Source organism: Klebsiella africana (assembly GCF_020526085.1).
GTDB classification, from domain to species: domain Bacteria; phylum Pseudomonadota; class Gammaproteobacteria; order Enterobacterales; family Enterobacteriaceae; genus Klebsiella; species Klebsiella africana.
On record NZ_CP084874.1, the window covers coordinates 1024548 to 1039577 of the forward strand.

Annotated in this window: 11 protein-coding genes and 1 CRISPR repeat array (1 of these 12 cut by a window edge); all 11 genes read left to right on the top strand. The window is 55.9% G+C overall.

The annotated features are described in order from the left end of the window. The first annotated feature begins 94 nt into the window (after nucleotides 1-94). Nucleotides 95-1894, top strand: coding sequence for an NADPH-dependent assimilatory sulfite reductase flavoprotein subunit (cysJ, locus tag LGL98_RS05030; RefSeq protein ID WP_136029422.1), 1800 nt, complete (start codon nucleotides 95-97; stop codon nucleotides 1892-1894). Continuing rightward, nucleotides 1894-3606, top strand: a complete 1713-nt coding sequence (gene cysI, locus LGL98_RS05035; RefSeq protein ID WP_136029424.1) for an assimilatory sulfite reductase (NADPH) hemoprotein subunit — start codon at nucleotides 1894-1896, stop codon at nucleotides 3604-3606. Before cysJ ends, cysI begins: the two co-directional genes overlap by 1 nt. A 98-nt stretch (nucleotides 3607-3704) precedes the next feature. Next, nucleotides 3705-4439 carry a phosphoadenosine phosphosulfate reductase gene (cysH, locus tag LGL98_RS05040; protein WP_002915177.1) on the top strand — a complete coding sequence of 245 codons (735 nt, stop codon included), beginning with the start codon at nucleotides 3705-3707 and terminating at the stop codon, nucleotides 4437-4439. A gap of 206 nt (nucleotides 4440-4645) precedes the next feature. Next, nucleotides 4646-7306 (top strand): CRISPR-associated helicase Cas3', encoded by a 2661-nt coding sequence (cas3, locus tag LGL98_RS05045; RefSeq protein WP_136029426.1) that lies wholly within the window; start codon nucleotides 4646-4648, stop codon nucleotides 7304-7306. A 606-nt stretch (nucleotides 7307-7912) separates the two neighbouring features. Next, nucleotides 7913-9469 carry a type I-E CRISPR-associated protein Cse1/CasA gene (gene casA / locus LGL98_RS05050; RefSeq protein ID WP_136033006.1) on the top strand — a complete coding sequence of 519 codons (1557 nt, stop codon included), beginning with the start codon at nucleotides 7913-7915 and terminating at the stop codon, nucleotides 9467-9469. Continuing rightward, nucleotides 9466-10008 (top strand): type I-E CRISPR-associated protein Cse2/CasB, encoded by a 543-nt coding sequence (gene casB / locus LGL98_RS05055; protein WP_004142782.1) that lies wholly within the window; start codon nucleotides 9466-9468, stop codon nucleotides 10006-10008. The genes casA and casB overlap by 4 nt, the downstream gene beginning before the upstream one ends. A gap of 18 nt (nucleotides 10009-10026) precedes the next feature. After that, nucleotides 10027-11082, top strand: a complete 1056-nt coding sequence (gene cas7e, locus LGL98_RS05060; RefSeq protein WP_136033008.1) for a type I-E CRISPR-associated protein Cas7/Cse4/CasC — start codon at nucleotides 10027-10029, stop codon at nucleotides 11080-11082. 10 nt (nucleotides 11083-11092) lie between these two features. Continuing rightward, nucleotides 11093-11839 (top strand): type I-E CRISPR-associated protein Cas5/CasD, encoded by a 747-nt coding sequence (cas5e, locus tag LGL98_RS05065; RefSeq protein ID WP_136033010.1) that lies wholly within the window; start codon nucleotides 11093-11095, stop codon nucleotides 11837-11839. Beyond that, complete coding sequence (cas6e, locus tag LGL98_RS05070) at nucleotides 11821-12471, top strand: type I-E CRISPR-associated protein Cas6/Cse3/CasE (RefSeq protein WP_136033012.1); 651 nt, start codon at nucleotides 11821-11823, stop codon at nucleotides 12469-12471. Before cas5e ends, cas6e begins: the two co-directional genes overlap by 19 nt. Next, on the top strand, nucleotides 12468-13388 hold the full coding sequence (gene cas1e, locus LGL98_RS05075; protein ID WP_136033013.1) for a type I-E CRISPR-associated endonuclease Cas1e: 921 nt from the start codon (nucleotides 12468-12470) through the stop codon (nucleotides 13386-13388). The genes cas6e and cas1e overlap by 4 nt, the downstream gene beginning before the upstream one ends. Further along, on the top strand, nucleotides 13388-13681 hold the full coding sequence (cas2e, locus tag LGL98_RS05080) for a type I-E CRISPR-associated endoribonuclease Cas2e (RefSeq protein WP_136033015.1): 294 nt from the start codon (nucleotides 13388-13390) through the stop codon (nucleotides 13679-13681). Before cas1e ends, cas2e begins: the two co-directional genes overlap by 1 nt. A 96-nt stretch (nucleotides 13682-13777) precedes the next feature. Continuing rightward, nucleotides 13778-15030: direct repeats of the CRISPR family, unit length 29 nt; unit sequence GTGTTCCCCGCGCCAGCGGGGATAAACCG (it continues 423 nt past the right edge of the window).

Sequence of the window (15030 nt, forward strand, 5' to 3'; positions counted from 1 at the left end):
GTTACTATGCCCGCCGTTAACCTTCTATTCTCTTCTGTTTTTGTCGCGCTGACAGGGTGCGAATAACAGCTTTGCTTACTGGAACAAACGACGCATGACGACACAGGCCTCACCTTCCAACTTGCTGCCGCTCAACCCGGAGCAACTGGCGCGCCTTCAGGCGGCCACCACTGACTTCACGCCCACTCAGCTCGCCTGGGTGTCTGGCTATTTCTGGGGCGTGCTGAATCAGCAGTCCGGCGCGGCTGTGGCCGTTCCTGCCCAGGCCGCAGAGGCGCCCTCGATCACGCTGATTTCCGCCTCGCAAACCGGCAACGCCCGCCGCGTCGCCGAAGCGCTGCGCGACGATCTGCTGGCAGCGAAGCTGAACGTGAAGCTGGTGAATGCTGGCGATTATAAATTCAAACAAATTGCTGCGGAAAAACTGCTGGTGGTAGTGACCTCCACCCAGGGAGAAGGTGAGCCGCCGGAAGAAGCGGTCGCATTGCATAAGTTCCTGTTCTCGAAAAAAGCGCCGAAGCTGGACGGGACCGCGTTCGCCGTCTTTGGCCTCGGCGATACTTCTTATGAATTCTTCTGCCAGTCCGGCAAAGATTTCGATAACAAGCTGGCCGAGCTCGGCGCGGAACGTCTGCTCGATCGCGTCGACGCTGACGTTGAATATCAGGCCGCGGCCGCTGAATGGCGCGCGCGCGTGGTTGAGGTGCTGAAGGCCCGTGCGCCAGTTGCTGCACCTGCGCAGCTGACCACCAGCGGCGCGGTGAACGATATTCATACCAGCCCATATACCAAAGAAGCGCCCCTGACGGCGACCCTGTCGGTCAACCAGAAAATTACCGGCCGCGATTCAGAAAAAGATGTGCGCCATATCGAAATTGACCTCGGTGATTCCGGTCTGCGCTATCAGCCGGGCGACGCGCTGGGCGTCTGGTATCAAAACGATCCTCAGCTGGTGAAAGAGCTGGTGGAGCTGCTGTGGCTGAAGGGCGACGAGCCGGTGACCGTTGAGGGCAAAACCTTGCCGCTGGCGGAAGCGCTGGAGTGGCATTTTGAGCTGACGGTTAACACCGCGACTATCGTTGAAAATTACGCCACCCTGACGCGCAGCGAATCGCTGCTGCCGCTGGTGGGCGATAAAGCTCAGCTGCAGCAGTATGCCGCCGCGACGCCGATCGTCGATATGGTCCGTTTCTCGCCGGCACAGCTGGACGCCGAGGCGTTAATCGGTCTGCTGCGCCCGCTGACGCCGCGCCTGTATTCCATTGCCTCTTCGCAGGCGGAAGTGGAGAGCGAAGTGCATGTCACCGTTGGCGTGGTGCGCTATGAAATTGAAGGCCGCGCCCGGGCTGGCGGCGCCTCCAGCTTCCTCGCCGACCGTGTGGAAGAGGATGGCGAAGTCCGCGTCTTTATTGAACACAACGACAACTTCCGTCTGCCGGCTAACCCGGAGACCCCGGTGATCATGATTGGCCCGGGCACCGGTATTGCGCCGTTCCGCGCCTTTATGCAGCAGCGCGCTGCGGACGGAGCGCAAGGCAAGAACTGGTTGTTCTTCGGCAACCCGCACTTCACCGAAGATTTCCTCTATCAGGTGGAGTGGCAGAGTTATGTGAAGGAAGGTCTGCTGACCCGTATCGATCTGGCCTGGTCCCGCGATCAACAACAAAAAATCTATGTGCAGGACAAACTGCGCGAGCAGGGGGCCGAGCTGTGGCGCTGGATCAATGACGGCGCCCACATTTATGTCTGCGGCGATGCCAATCGTATGGCGAAAGACGTGGAGCATACGTTACTGGAAGTGATTGCCGAATACGGCGCGATGGACGCCGAAGCGGCGGACGAATTTTTAAGTGAGCTGCGCGTTGAGCGCCGTTATCAGCGAGATGTCTACTAATGAGCGAAAAACATCCGGGGCCTTTAGTGGTCGAAGGTAAACTGACCGATGCCGAGCGCATGAAGCTCGAGAGCAACTACCTGCGCGGCACCATTGCGGAAGATTTAAACGACGGTCTGACCGGCGGTTTTAAAGGCGATAACTTCCTGCTGATCCGTTTCCACGGTATGTACCAGCAGGACGATCGTGATATCCGCGCGGAGCGCGCCGCCCAAAAGCTGGAGCCGCGTCATGCGATGCTGCTGCGCTGCCGTCTGCCGGGCGGAGTGATCACGACCACCCAGTGGAAGGCGATCGATAAGTTTGCCGCCGAGAACACCATTTACGGCAGTATTCGCCTGACCAACCGGCAGACCTTTCAGTTCCACGGCATTCTGAAAAAGAACGTCAAGCCGGTACATCAGATGCTGCACTCGGTGGGACTGGACGCGCTGGCCACCGCCAACGATATGAACCGTAACGTGCTGTGCACCTCCAACCCCTACGAGTCGCAGCTGCACGCTGAGGCCTACGAGTGGGCGAAAAAGATCTCCGAGCATCTGCTGCCGCGTACCCGCGCTTATGCCGAGATCTGGCTGGATCAGAAAAAGGTCGCCACTACCGACGAAGAGCCGATCCTCGGCCAGACCTATCTGCCGCGTAAATTTAAAACCACGGTGGTGATCCCCCCGCAGAACGATATCGATCTGCACGCCAACGACATGAACTTCGTGGCAATCGCCGAAAACGGCAAGCTGGTGGGCTTTAACCTGCTGGTGGGCGGCGGGCTCTCTATCGAACACGGCAACAAGAAAACCTACGCCCGTACGGCGAGCGAATTCGGTTATCTGCCGCTGGAGCATACGCTGGCGGTGGCGGAAGCGGTTGTGACCACTCAGCGTGACTGGGGCAACCGTACCGACCGTAAGAATGCGAAAACCAAGTACACCCTTGAGCGCGTCGGTGTCGAAACTTTTAAGGCGGAAGTGGAGCGCCGGGCAGGGATTAAGTTTGAGCCGATCCGCCCGTACGAATTTACCGGCCGCGGCGATCGCATCGGCTGGGTGAAGGGGATTGATGATAAATGGCACCTGACGCTGTTTATTGAAAACGGCCGCATTCTCGATTATCCGGGTCGTCCGCTGAAGACTGGCCTGCTGGAGATTGCTAAGATCCATCAAGGCGAATTCCGCATCACCGCTAACCAGAATCTGATCGTCGCCAGCGTACCGGAAGATCAGAAGGCGCGGATCGAGAGGCTGGCGCGGGATCATGGCCTGATGAATGCCGTCACCCCGCAGCGCGAAAACTCGATGGCCTGCGTCTCCTTCCCGACCTGCCCGCTGGCGATGGCGGAAGCCGAGCGTTTCCTGCCGTCGTTTATCGACAAGGTGGAAGGGGTAATGAGCAAGCATGGTGTGAGCGATGAGCATATCGTCACCCGCGTCACCGGTTGCCCGAACGGCTGCGGCCGTGCGATGCTGGCGGAAGTAGGGCTGGTGGGTAAAGCGCCAGGCCGCTATAACCTGCATATCGGCGGTAACCGCAACGGCACCCGCATCCCGCGGATGTACCGTGAGAATATTACCGAGTCGGAAATTCTCGACTCGCTAGACGAACTGGTAGGGCGCTGGGCGAAAGAGCGCGAAGCGGGTGAAGGCTTCGGCGATTTTACGGTGCGTGCGGGCATCATTCGCCCGGTGCTCGACCCAGCCCGCGATTTCTGGGAATAACATCCAGGTGCCCGGTGGCGCGTAGCGATCCGGGCCAGCGAAACCCGTAGGCCGGACGAACGCAGTGTCGTCCGGCAAAACAGGCAAACGAGGTTCATATGTCCGTACTCGATCTAAACGCGCTTAATGCATTGCCGAAAGTGGAACGCATTCTGGCGCTCGCGGAAACCAACGCCCAGCTGGAAAAGCTTGACGCCGAAGGGCGCGTGGCGTGGGCGCTGGAAAATCTGCCGGGAAACTATGTGCTGTCGTCGAGCTTTGGCATTCAGGCGGCGGTCAGTTTGCACCTGGTGAATCAGATCCGCCCGGACATTCCGGTGATCCTCACCGATACCGGCTACCTGTTCCCGGAAACCTATCAGTTTATTGACGAGCTGACGGACAAGCTCAAACTGAACCTGAAGGTCTACCGCGCGGCTGAAAGCGCGGCCTGGCAGGAGGCGCGCTACGGCAAGCTGTGGGAGCAGGGCGTTGAGGGCATTGAGAAATACAATGAGATCAACAAGGTTGAACCAATGAACCGGGCGCTGAAAGAGCTGAACGCCCAGACGTGGTTTGCCGGTCTGCGCCGCGAGCAGTCGGGCAGCCGGGCTACGCTTCCGGTGCTGGCGGTCCAGCGCGGGGTGTTTAAGGTGTTACCGATTATCGACTGGGATAACCGCACGGTGTATCAGTACCTGCAAAAGCACGGGCTGAAGTACCACCCGCTGTGGGATCAGGGCTATCTGTCGGTAGGCGATACCCACACCACCCGCAAGTGGGAGCCGGGCATGGCAGAAGAAGAGACCCGGTTCTTCGGGCTTAAACGCGAGTGCGGATTGCACGAGGGTTAAGTGCGGTTATCTCCTCTATTATTTAATCCCGGTCATTCCGGGATTTTTTATATTTAAAAACTATATCCTTATTTTATTAATTCAGTGAATGTAGCCCATTATTTTATATGCGTTAATAATAAACAATTATCTTGAGGTATATCATTTTTAAATTGGCTTAAAAGCGTACATTATCATTTCACTGCCGATTCTGCACTGGACATGCTGTGTCAATTTATAACTACTGGGGTAAAACTCGCCAGGGAGAACCCGGCGGGGGTGATGATTACCATCTGCTGTGCTGGCATTCCCTTGATGTCGCCGCAATGGGCTACTGGATGGTCAAGCGAGATATCTATGGTCTGGCAGGTTATTTCAGGCGTTTAGGGATTAATGATATTGAAAACGCCGCGCAACTCTTTGCCTGGCTATTATGCTGGCATGATATTGGGAAATTCTCCCGTTCATTTCAGCAATTATATACCCATGATAATCTCTGCGTGCAGGAGGATAGTCGAAATACATATGAAAAAATATCCCATGCGTCACTGGGATATTGGTTATGGAATTCCCACTTCAGCGATTGTCCAGAATTATTTCCGAACTCGTCACTTTCCATTCGTAAACTTAAGCGTGTAATTACTCTGTGGATGCCCTTAACTACCGGCCATCACGGGCGCCCGCCGGTGGGGATGCGCGATCTGGATAATTTTCATCCATCCGATATTAAAGCAGCGCATGACTTTCTGTTAGCTATTAAATCGCTATTCCCTGACATGGAAATCCCGGCTTTCTGGGATGACGATGAAGGCGTGGAGCTGTTCAGTCACCTGTCGTGGTTTATTTCGGCTGCGGTGGTACTGGCCGACTGGACGGGCTCATCGACCCGCTTTTTTCCCCGGGTCTCCCAACGAATGCCGCTTGATGTCTACTGGCGGCAGGCAAACGCGCAGGCAGAGCAGGCAGTGAATGTTTTTCCTCCTGCTGCGGCTGTTGCGCCATTTACGGGAATAGACGCATTGTTTCCTTTTATCCAGCATCCAACGCCGCTCCAGAAGACGGTGCTTGAGCTGGATATCAGCCAGCCTGGACCGCAGCTGTTTATCCTTGAAGATGTTACCGGAGCAGGCAAAACGGAGGCGGCGTTAATCCTGACCCACCGTTTGATGTCTGCCGGAAAGGCGCAGGGGCTGTTTTTCGGTCTGCCGACGATGGCGACGGCCAATGCGATGTTTGACCGGCTGGCGCAATCGTGGCTTGCCTTATACCAGGCTGACGCGCGACCCAGCCTGATGCTGGCGCACAGCGCTCGCGGGTTGATGGAGGGCTTTAATCAGCGTATCTGGCCCGGCGCTGTCTCCGGTTCGGAAGAGCCCGATGACGAACAGCCATTCAGCCAGGGCTGTGCGGCATGGTTTGCCGACAGCAATAAAAAAGCGCTGCTGGCCGAGGTGGGGGTGGGCACGCTTGATCAGGCGCTGATGGCGGTCATGCCCTTTAAACATAACAACCTGCGGTTGCTGGGACTCGACAATAAAGTGCTGCTGGCCGATGAGATCCACGCCTACGATGCCTATATGTCGCGGATTCTGGAAAGCCTGATTGAGCAACAGGCGCGCAGCGGCAACAGCGTTATCTTGCTTTCCGCTACGCTCTCGCAGCAGCAGCGCGATAAGTTGGTTGCTTCCTTTAGTCGCGGTAGCGGCTGCGCGCTTGCGGCGCCGCTTCTGGGTAATGACGACTACCCCTGGCTGACGCAGGTGGCGGGACGAGAGGTTATCTCCCGCTATGTCGCCACCCGCAAAGAGGTCGAGCGCAGCGTGAACATCGGCTGGCTGGATAACGAAGAAGCCTGCCTCGCCCGTATCGAACAATCCGCCAGCGAAGGCCGCTGTATCGCCTGGATACGCAATTCCATTGACGACGCCGTGCGTATCTATCGCCAACTGCTGGCCCGAGGCGCGATCCCCGCCGAAAAAATCTCGTTATTCCATAGCCGCTTCGCCTTTTATGACCGTCAGCGAATTGAGACGGAAACCTTGTTGCACTTCGGCAAGGACTACAGCACGCAGCGGGCGGGTAGGGTGCTGATTGCCACTCAGGTCATAGAGCAGAGCCTGGATATCGATATGGACGACATGATCTCTGATTTAGCGCCGATCGACTTGCTGATTCAGCGCGCGGGTCGGCTTCAGCGCCATATCCGGGATCGTCGCGGTCGGCTGAAAATCGGCGGAGAGGACGAACGTGCGGCGCCACAGTTGCTGATCCTCGCCCCGGAGTGGGATGAAGCGCCGCAAGAAGAGTGGCTGACCAGCGCGTTGCGTAACAGCGCTTATGTCTATCCCGATCACGGCCGTTTGTGGCTGACGCAGCGCGTTTTGCGACAGCAGGGGGCCATTCGAATGCCGCAATCTGCCCGATTATTGATTGAATCCGTCTACGGGGAAGATATCGCTATTCCCGATGGTTTAGCCAAAGCCGAGCAAGTGCAGTTGGCAAAATATTACTGCGATCGCGCGTTTGCTCACCAAATGCTCCTGAACTTCAAGCCGGGATATAGCCCCGATAGCAGTGATTTCCTGGCTGACAAGCTCTCTACTCGCCTGGCAGAAGAGTCGGTCACGCTGTGGCTGGCGAAAAGCGTCGATGGGCAGCTGCTGCCTTACGCCAGCGGTGCGCATCCGTGGGAAATGAGCATGCTGCGGGTACGGGAAAGCTGGTGGCGTAAACACAAAGCTGAATTCACGCTCCTGGCTGAAAAGCCGCTGCAGCAGTGGTGTGAACAACAGCATCAAAACCCGGATTTCGCCGTGGTGATTATTGTTACAGATTCGCCGGACTGCGGTTATTCGGGACATGAGGGATTGATTGGTGTGGTCGAATGAAAAGCCCGGAGCCTGCTGGACTCCGAGCTTATCCCCGCTGACACGGGGAACGTTTTATAACACAAGCATGCCAATAACTTGGTTTATCCCCTTTAGAGGAACGATACTAGTTTATCAAATGGTTTCATATTCAAAATAAATTAATCGAGTTAAAAATTTTCTTTTTGTATGCGTTTTTGTATTTACGTGTGCTTTATAAATTTAATGATGTATTAGTTTCGCATATTTATTAATTTGACTTGTGAGATGCGTATTATGAATAACCATGATGGATATTTAACGTGAAATATTACGATCTCATCAGTAGTATGAGTTATTGGCATGCTAAAACAGATTGAGGTTTGAATAAATAGGTATATGATTTCTCTCATTGGATATATGTGAAATGGAGTTAAAATATGTGGTTATTTATATTTTTTATGTAATTCGCAAAATTTATTATTATAATGAATAATTTCTCAGGAAATATTCAAAATTTAGATCTTTTTGTGAAGTGTCATCTTTATGTCGGGAATAAAATGAAAATCCTGATCCAAATAAATGTGAAAGTATCGTAAGGGATGACTGACCATAGGTATAGATGGTCATAGTTGCGAGAGGAATCGTATGGCTACGCTATCGCTTTTAACTACTGCCTGGCTTCCGGTCCGTTACCGCGATGGTACAACGGGTAAGCTGGCGCCGGTCAGGCTGACGGATGAGGACGTGGTGGATATTGCCGCCACGCGGGCGGATTTACAGGGTGCCGCCTGGCAATTTCTGATTGGACTGTTGCAGTGCGCTGTTGCTCCCAAAAACCGCAATGGCTGGGAAGATACCTGGGAAGAGGGGTTAAGCGCAGAGACGCTCGTTGCGGGATTAGCGCCGCTGGAGGCTGCCTTTCAGTTTGGCCCGGATACACCTTCGTTTATGCAGGATTTCGATTCGTTAGCGGGCGATAAGGTGTCGATTGCCTCCCTGTTACCGGAAGTCCCCGGCGCGCAGACCACTAAATTCAATAAAGACCATTTTATCAAACGTGGCGTGACCAACTCTTTTTGCCCGCACTGCGCTGCGCTGGCGTTGTTTTCTTTACAGCTGAATGCGCCAGCGGGCGGTAAAGGCTATCGCACCGGACTGCGCGGCGGTGGGCCACTGACCACGCTGATTGAACTGCAGGAGTATGAGGGGGATCGCCTCACGCCGCTATGGCGCAAGCTGTGGCTCAACGTGCTGCCGCAGGATGCCGCGGATATGCCGTTACCTGCCGCTTACGACGAGTCCGTTTTCCCGTGGCTTGCTCCGACGCGCACCAGCGAGCAAGCCAGCGCCATTACTACCCCGGAGCAGGTGGATAAGCTGCAGGCGTACTGGGGAATGCCCCGCCGTATCCGCCTGGATTTTGCTGCCACTCAGCCAGGGACCTGCGACATCTGCGCCAGCGAAAGCGATGGGCTACTCAGCCAGATGGTGGTCAAAAACTACGGCATAAACTACGACGGCTGGCGCCACCCGCTCACGCCGTATCGTCTGGCGCTGAAAGGTGATGGCGGCTTCTTTTCCGTCAAACCCCAACCCGGCGGCCTTATCTGGCGCGACTGGCTGGGGTTAAGTCAGGACAATCAGACGGAAAGCAATAGCGAATACCCGGCCCAGGTCGTGAAGGTGTTCAACGCACGCGGTCTCAGGAATATCAAAGCCGGGCTATGGGGATTTGGCGCCGACTTCGACAACATGAAGATTCGCTGCTGGTACGAACATCATTTCCCGCTGTTGACGGATGAAAGCACGATCCCGGATTTACGCAAAGCAGCACAAACCGCCGCACGCCTGCTTAGCCTGCTGCGCAGCGCGCTAAAAGAAGCATGGTTTGAGGATCCCAAAGGCGCGCGCGGCGACTTTAGCTTTATTGATATCGATTTCTGGAACCAGACCCAGCCGCGTTTTTTGAACCTCATCCACGAACTGGAGAATGGCCAACCCGCGCAGGATCGGCTGGACAAATGGCAAAGCGAGTTGTGGTTATTCGTTCGTCGCTGCTTTGACGATCGTGTCTTTACCAATCCCTATGAAAAAAACGACCTGGCGCGCTGCATGGCCGCGCGTAAAAAATATTTCGCCACGTCGGCGGAAAAGCAGAGTGCAAAAGCCGCCAGGGCTAAAAAGCAGGAGGCTGCGCAATGAATGTTGTAAGTGATGAACATAAGGCCACGCTGCGCCAATGGCATGAAGAACTGCAGGAGAAGCGCGGTCTGCGGGCCAGTCTCCGGCGTAGCGCGACGCTGAACGATGTCTGCCTGTCGGAAGGCTTTCACTCCCTGATGGTGCAAACACATTCTCTGTGGAACACCCAGGGGAAGGCGTGGCGTTTTACCGCGCTGGCGCTGGTGGCGGCGCTGGCGGCGCAGGTAAAAACGATTGATGACCGCCAGACGTTCGCCGCTCAGCTGGGGCAGAAAACGGGCGATACCCCGGTGATGTCGAGACTGAGGTTTGCCCGGCTTTCGGCGGTCAAAACCCCCGATGAGCTGCTGCGCCAGCTGCGTCGCGCGATAAGCCTGCTCCACGGTTCAGTGAATCTCTTGTCGCTGGCGGAAGATATCTTTCGCTGGTGTCGTGAGCAAGACGATTTACTGAATCACCGCCGCCGTCAGCAGCGGCCAATCGAATTTATCCGTATCCGCTGGGCGCTGGACTATTACCAGGCCGGCGATGCCGAATGATGTTAAAAGGAATTTCAAATGACGACTTTTATTCAGCTTCACTTACTGACTGCTTATCCTGCCGCTAACCTCAACCGCGACGATACCGGCGCGCCGAAAACGGTGATGCTTGGTGGGGCGACCCGTTTGCGCATCTCTTCGCAGAGCCTGAAACGCGCATGGCGTACCTCCGACCTTTTTGAGCAAGCACTGGCCGGCCATATTGGCATTCGCAGCGGCCGCATCGCCCGCGAAGCCGCGGAAATCCTGGTGAAGAGCGGGATTGAACCCAGGAAAGCGGTGGATTACGTCAAAGCTATTGGCGAATGCTTTGGCAAAGTTAAAACTAAAGCGGATCAAAACGATCCGCTGAAGTGCTCGGAAACGGAACAGCTGGCGCACATTAGCCCCGCAGAGTTTGACGCCGTGAAAGCGCTGGCGCACCGCCTGGCGGAAGAAAAACGTGCGGCAACAAAAGAAGAAGCAGCGCTGCTGCGCCACGACCGCATGGCGGTAGATATCGCAATGTTTGGCCGCATGCTGGCGGACCAACCGACCTATAACGTTGAAGCTGCCTGCCAGGTGGCGCATGCCTTCGGCGTCAGTGAAACCATTGTTGAGGACGATTTCTTTACGGCGGTGGATGACTTACGCGCGGCCTCTGAAGACGCCGGCGCGGGCCACTTAGGGGAGACAGGTTTTGGCTCGGCGCTGTTTTATACCTATATCTGCATTGATAAAGATCTGCTGGTGAACAACCTCAACGGTAATGAAGAACTGGCGAACAAAACGCTGCGCGCCTTCACCGAAGCGGCGCTAAAAGTCTCGCCAACCGGCAAACAGAACAGCTTCGCCAGCCGCGCCTATGCGTCCTGGGCGCTGGCGGAAAAAGGTACCGATCAACCGCGCTCACTGGCGGCGGCATTTTATCAGCCCATTAATGGCGGCGATCAGCTGGATGTCGCGGTGCAGCGGATTACAGCGCTGCGGGAAAATATGAACACTGTCTACGGGCAGCAGACGGCATTTCAGCACTTTGACGTGATGAATAAGCAGGGAAGCATGAATGACGTGCTTGATTTCATCTGCGCGTAAGGGGCGGCTTATGAGCCAATATCTGGTTTTTCAGCTTCATGGGCCGATGGCGTCGTGGGGTGTGGACGCCCCCGGCGAAGTGCGCCATAGCCATGAGCTACCCTCCCGTTCAGCATTGCTGGGGCTGCTGGCGGCGGCATTAGGGATCCGCCGCGAAGAAGAACAGCGGTTAAACGCCTTCAACCAGCATTACTCCTTTTTGCTCTGCGCCAGCAGCGAACCGCGCTGGGCGAGGGATTATCACACTGTACAGATGCCGAAAGAAGTGCGTAAGGCGCGCTATTTCAGCCGCCGCGAAGAGTTACAGGATCCTGAGCTACTCAGCGCGCTGATCTCCCGGCGCGATTATTATACCGATGCCTGGTGGATGGTTGCGGTGGCGGTCACGCCTGATGCGCCTTACTCGCTGGAGCAGTTGCACGAGGCGCTACGTTACCCGGTATTTCCGCTGTATCTGGGACGCAAAAGTCATCCGCTGGCGCTGCCGTTAATGCCGCTGCTGCTTGAAGGCCACGCCGCAGAGGTACTTCGCCAGGCTTATCGCCAGTATCAGGATAAATTTAGCCTGCTGAGGCTTTCTCTGCGACAGCTGCAGGATCAATGCTGGTGGGAGGGTGAGCACGCCGGTTTAGTTGCGAACAAAATACTGCGGCGCCGCGATTGCCCGTTGAACCGCCAGCAGTGGCTGTTTGGCGAGCGTAGCGTACATCAGGGAGCCTGGCTCAGTAAGGAGGAAACGTGTACCTCTCAAGAATAACGTTGCATACCGCGCAGCTTTCGCCATTGCGGCTCTTGCACCTGGTGGACCGCGGTGAATATGTCATGCATCAGTGGTTGTGGCAGCTTTTTCCAGGCGGGCAACAGCGGCAGTTTCTCTATCGGCGCGAAGCGCTGCAGGGCGCATTTCGCTTTTTCGTTTTGTCACCACAGCTGCCTGCTGAGAGCGAGATTTTTGAGATCCAAAGCCGTTCGTTTAATCCCGAACTGCGGGCTGGCCAGAGATTGTGTTTTAGCTTGCGGGCAAACCCAACGATTTGTAAAGCCGGCAAGCGCCACGATCTGCTGATGGACGCTAAGTGCCAGGTTAAAGAGCAGGTTGAACCTCGGGATATCTGGGCGCATCAGCAGCAGGCGGCGCTGGCCTGGTTAACGCGGCAAGGTGAACAAAGCGGGTTTTCTTTAGCGGAGACCGTGGTGAATGCTTATCGTCAGCAGCAGATACGGCGCGAAAAATCGCGCCAGACCATTCAGTTCAGCAGTGTGGATTACACCGGTATGTTGGTGGTGAACGATCCAGCGTTATTTTTGCAGCGTCTGGCGTCGGGATACGGTAAAAGCCGGGCTTTTGGCTGCGGAATGATGATGATCAAACCCGGAGACGGCGAGTGACCTTTGTGCCGCTAAACCCCATCCCACTGAAAGATCGGACGTCGATGATCTTTCTCCAGTACGGGCAGATCGATGTACTTGATGGCGCATTTGTATTAATCGATAAGACCGGGATCCGCACGCATATCCCGGTAGGGTCGGTAGCCTGCATTATGCTGGAGCCGGGAACGCGGGTTTCTCATGCGGCGGTGCGTTTGGCCTCGACCGTAGGGACGCTGCTGGTGTGGGTGGGGGAGGCGGGCGTGCGGGTTTACTCTTCCGGCCAGCCCGGCGGCGCGCGGGCCGACAAACTCTTGTACCAGGCTAAGCTGGCGCTGAATGACGATTTGCGCTTGAAGGTGGTGCGCAAAATGTATGAACTGCGTTTTCGTGAAGTGCCACCCGCGCGCCGTTCTGTGGAGCAGCTACGCGGTATTGAAGGATCTCGCGTTCGGCAAACCTACGCTCTGTTGGCGAAACGCTACGGCGTGAAATGGCACGGGCGCAATTATGATCCAAAAGACTGGGCCAGGGGGGATGTTGTAAACCAGTGTATTAGTGCAGCGACGTCGTGTTTATACGGTATATCTGAAGCAGCGATTCTGGCGGCAGGCTATGCGCCTGCCATCGGTTTTATTCACAGCGGTAAGCCGCTTTCGTTTGTTTATGATATTGCCGACATTATTAAATTTGATTCCGTCGTGCCAAAAGCATTTGAGATCGCCGCCAGCCATCCTGCGGAGCCGGATAAAGAAGTCAGGCTGGCCTGCCGGGATATTTTCCGCAGCACAAAGCTGACGGGCAAATTGATTCCGTTGATTGAAGAGGTGCTGTCTGCTGGCGAAATTGAACCGCCTCAACCACCGCCGGATATGCTGCCGCCGGCGATACCCGAGCCCGAGTCGATGGGAGATAAAGGGCATCGAGGGCATGGCTGATGAGTATGCTTATGGTGGTGACGGAAAATGTTCCACCTCGCCTGCGAGGACGGCTCGCAATCTGGCTGCTTGAGATCCGCGCTGGGGTATATGTTGGTGATACCTCAAAACGGATCCGGGAAATGATCTGGCAGCAGGTGATACAGCTAAGTGGCGGTGGAAATGTCGTGATGGCCTGGGCGACGAACAGCGAATCAGGTTTTGAGTTTCAAACCTGGGGTGAAAACCGTCGTATACCGGTAGATTTAGATGGCCTACGACTGGTTTCATTCCTTCCCGTTGAAAATCAATGAGTTGGATGTTCTTTAATAATGTGAAATTGTTGGGATAAAGTTGGTGAATTGTTGTGTGCTTAAAAAGCTATTATAAAACAGTAACATATCTTTAGTGTGTTCCCCGCGCCAGCGGGGATAAACCGGATGTGTGCGAAATATTCAATCTTGACAGCTAGTGTTCCCCGCGCCAGCGGGGATAAACCGTTATGCCGTGCAGGAGCGAATTGCGGTAATCCGTGTTCCCCGCGCCAGCGGGGATAAACCGGAGCCTGTATTGATTGCGTCCTATCACCAGGCGTGTTCCCCGCGCCAGCGGGGATAAACCGGGTGGTGGTGGAGTAAATCGAACCAGGAAATTGTGTTCCCCGCGCCAGCGGGGATAAACCGTAGTCCCGCAGGTGTTCAGGCTGCTCTCTGGCGTGTTCCCCGCGCCAGCGGGGATAAACCGCCGACTATCACTGCCGGCGGCCAGCACGTAGGGTGTTCCCCGCGCCAGCGGGGATAAACCGACGGGGAGCCGCGGTTGCATATCAAAGCGCAGGTGTTCCCCGCGCCAGCGGGGATAAACCGGCGTCGTATTCGCTCTGCAGTAGTGGGTCGGGGTGTTCCCCGCGCCAGCGGGGATAAACCGCGATTCAAACTCGGTGCCTAACTCCCCATCCGGTGTTCCCCGCGCCAGCGGGGATAAACCGTGCGCGTTTTATAGTTGCGGTCTGCTGGCGTCGTGTTCCCCGCGCCAGCGGGGATAAACCGAGGTGGCCCTGACAATAAACCTGGCTCCAGTAGTGTTCCCCGCGCCAGCGGGGATAAACCGAAATCTTAGAGGCTATTAGGTATTGGAATAAAGTGTTCCCCGCGCCAGCGGGGATAAACCGATATTTGCCGCCACGCCGGAGAGCTGCTCCACGTGTTCCCCGCGCCAGCGGGGATAAACCGCTGGCGATCATTAACGAGCCGCTGGGTAAAGAGTGTTCCCCGCGCCAGCGGGGATAAACCGTGTAGTTTTTCCTGAGGGTTGACGCGGACCGTGTGTTCCCCGCGCCAGCGGGGATAAACCGGATAAACGGGGAGCATTACGACCTGGTGCCGTGTGTTCCCCGCGCCAGCGGGGATAAACCGAAGTTCAGCAATATCGGCGTGCAGATCATGAAGTGTTCCCCGCGCCAGCGGGGATAAACCGTCGAAAATCCTCGGCATCGATAACTCGACGATGTGTTCCCCGCGCCAGCGGGGATAAACCGGCGGTTGAGTGAATGAGCTGGCTCTTTTCGCAGTGTTCCCCGCGCCAGCGGGGATAAACCGAATAGCTCGGACTCCTTCGCGGCGCGCTCAATGTGTTCCCCGCGCCAGCGGGGATAAACCGCAGA

Excerpts from the sequence above, each read along its gene's own strand:
- cas2e (WP_136033015.1), top strand. The coding sequence starts at position 13,388 with ATGAGTATGCTTATGGTGGTGACGGAAAATGTTCCACCTCGCCTGCGA.
- casB (WP_004142782.1), top strand. The coding sequence starts at position 9,466 with ATGAATGTTGTAAGTGATGAACATAAGGCCACGCTGCGCCAATGGCAT.
- cas7e (WP_136033008.1), top strand. The coding sequence starts at position 10,027 with ATGACGACTTTTATTCAGCTTCACTTACTGACTGCTTATCCTGCCGCT.
- cysJ (WP_136029422.1), top strand. The coding sequence starts at position 95 with ATGACGACACAGGCCTCACCTTCCAACTTGCTGCCGCTCAACCCGGAG.
- cysI (WP_136029424.1), top strand. The coding sequence starts at position 1,894 with ATGAGCGAAAAACATCCGGGGCCTTTAGTGGTCGAAGGTAAACTGACC.
- casA (WP_136033006.1), top strand. The coding sequence starts at position 7,913 with ATGGCTACGCTATCGCTTTTAACTACTGCCTGGCTTCCGGTCCGTTAC.
- cysH (WP_002915177.1), top strand. The coding sequence starts at position 3,705 with ATGTCCGTACTCGATCTAAACGCGCTTAATGCATTGCCGAAAGTGGAA.
- cas5e (WP_136033010.1), top strand. The coding sequence starts at position 11,093 with ATGAGCCAATATCTGGTTTTTCAGCTTCATGGGCCGATGGCGTCGTGG.